The 1,646-nt window shown below is 69.6% G+C and carries 1 protein-coding gene and 2 pseudogenes; 2 read left to right on the top strand and 1 reads right to left on the bottom strand.

The window, feature by feature from the left end:
• Nucleotides 1-362 (bottom strand): annotated as a pseudogene (locus ABT340_RS42380) (phospholipid carrier-dependent glycosyltransferase); the annotation flags it as partial.
• A 97-nt stretch (nt 363-459) separates the two neighbouring features.
• Here ABT340_RS42380 and rsmI point away from each other — a divergent pair.
• Nucleotides 460-1,314 (top strand): 16S rRNA (cytidine(1402)-2'-O)-methyltransferase, encoded by an 855-nt coding sequence (gene rsmI / locus ABT340_RS42375; RefSeq protein ID WP_352016611.1) that lies wholly within the window; start codon nt 460-462, stop codon nt 1,312-1,314.
• Nucleotides 1,315-1,368: 54 nt separating this feature from the next.
• Nucleotides 1,369-1,646, top strand: a pseudogene (locus tag ABT340_RS42370) (phospholipid carrier-dependent glycosyltransferase); the annotation flags it as partial.

The following is a 1,646-nucleotide window of genomic DNA, read 5'->3' as shown; positions in this document are numbered from 1 at the left end:
ACCACGTAGGAGGCGCACTTGTCGATCTCGGCGGGCGCGCACTTCTGCCAGATCTCGGTGCCGCCGGCCATCAGGACCTTGTCGGCGTCCTTGACCATGGTGCGTTCGGCGAGGAAATTGACCAGGGACCACGCGTCCTTGGCGTAGTACGTCTCGTCGAACATCACCGCGTTCGGGCGGCCCAGGTTGACGAAGCGGAGGAACGCCCCGAACACCGTCACCAGCAGCGGGCCGATCCAGCCCCACATGGCGCCGCCGGGCATCGGCGGCACCAGCCGGTCACGCACGGAGACGGCCGAGTCGGTGCTCGGTTCTGACTCCGGCTGTTCGAACGCCTGGTTGGGGAAGTCGGTCACGGCCACCCGGCCATCGTACGGGCCTCCTCCCCTCACGAACCTAAGAAACACCGCCTACATGTCCAATTACGGAACTTCTCCCCTTGTTGGGACCCCGTGTCGGATGCGGGAGGATGGAACCGTGAACGACAACGGCAGGCTGGTGCTCGCTGGAGCCCCGATCGGACAGACGGGCGACGCCTCGCCGAGGCTGCGCGAGGCGCTGGAGACCGCCGACGTGGTCGCCGCCGAGGACACCCGCCGCCTGCGCCGTCTGGCGGCCGACCTGGGCGCGGAGATCGGCGGCAGGGTCGTCTCCTACTACGACGCCAACGAGGCGGGCCGGGCGGCCGAGCTGCTGGGCGAGCTGCGGGACGGCAGGACCGTCCTGATCATCACCGACGCCGGGATGCCCGGTGTCTCCGACCCGGGCTACCGCCTGACCCGCCTGGCCGTCGAGGCCGGGATCACGGTCACCTCGCTGCCAGGGCCCTCCGCGGTCACCACCGCGCTGGCCGTCTCCGGCCTGCCCAGCGACCGCTTCTGCTTCGAAGGCTTCCCGCCGCGTAAGCCGGGCGAGCGCGACCGCAGGCTGCGGGCGCTGGCCGCCGAGGAACGCACGATGGTGTTCTTCGAGGCGCCCCACCGGCTCGCGGCCGCGCTCGGCGCGATGGCCGAGGCGTTCGGGGCCGAGCGCAGGGCCGCCGTCTGCCGCGAGCTGACCAAGACCTACGAGGAGGTACGGCGCGGCGGCCTGGGCGAACTGGCCGTGTGGGCGGCCGACGGGGTCAAGGGCGAGATCACCGTGGTGGTCGCCGGGCACGACCCGCAGGAGGTCGAGCCGGACATCGAGGACCTGGTCGCCGAGGTCGCCAGGCGCGCGGAGACCGGGGTGCCGAGGAAGCAGGCGATCGTGGACGTCGCGAAGTCGGCGGGGATTCCCAAACGAGATCTTTACGATGCTGTCCACAGAGGGTGATTTTTCTCCATACTTCCCTAAATGGGATTAACCAGAGATCGACTTCTGCCCCCCATGCCGGGAAACGTCCTGCTGGGCTGGCTGGGACCGTTGTTCGTCGCCGCGCTCGGGGCGTTCCTGCGGTTCGACCGTCTCGGACTGCCGAAGGCGGTGGTGTTCGACGAGACCTTCTACGCCAAGGACGCCTACTCGCTGAGCCTCTTCGGCGTTGAGCGGGCCACACTCGGCGACGCGTCGAACCCGATCTCCGACCGGATGCTCATCGCCGGGAACACCGACATCTGGATCGGCTGCTCCCCGCCGGAGGCCGCCCCCTGCCCGCAGTACGTCGC

Origin of the sequence: Streptosporangium sp. NPDC000239, from assembly GCF_040300765.1 — a bacterium.
In the GTDB taxonomy this organism is placed as follows: domain Bacteria; phylum Actinomycetota; class Actinomycetes; order Streptosporangiales; family Streptosporangiaceae; genus Streptosporangium.
This window is presented reverse-complemented; position numbering and strand designations above follow the sequence as displayed.

Excerpts from the sequence above, each read along its gene's own strand:
- rsmI (WP_352016611.1), top strand. The coding sequence starts at position 460 with ATGCGGGAGGATGGAACCGTGAACGACAACGGCAGGCTGGTGCTCGCT.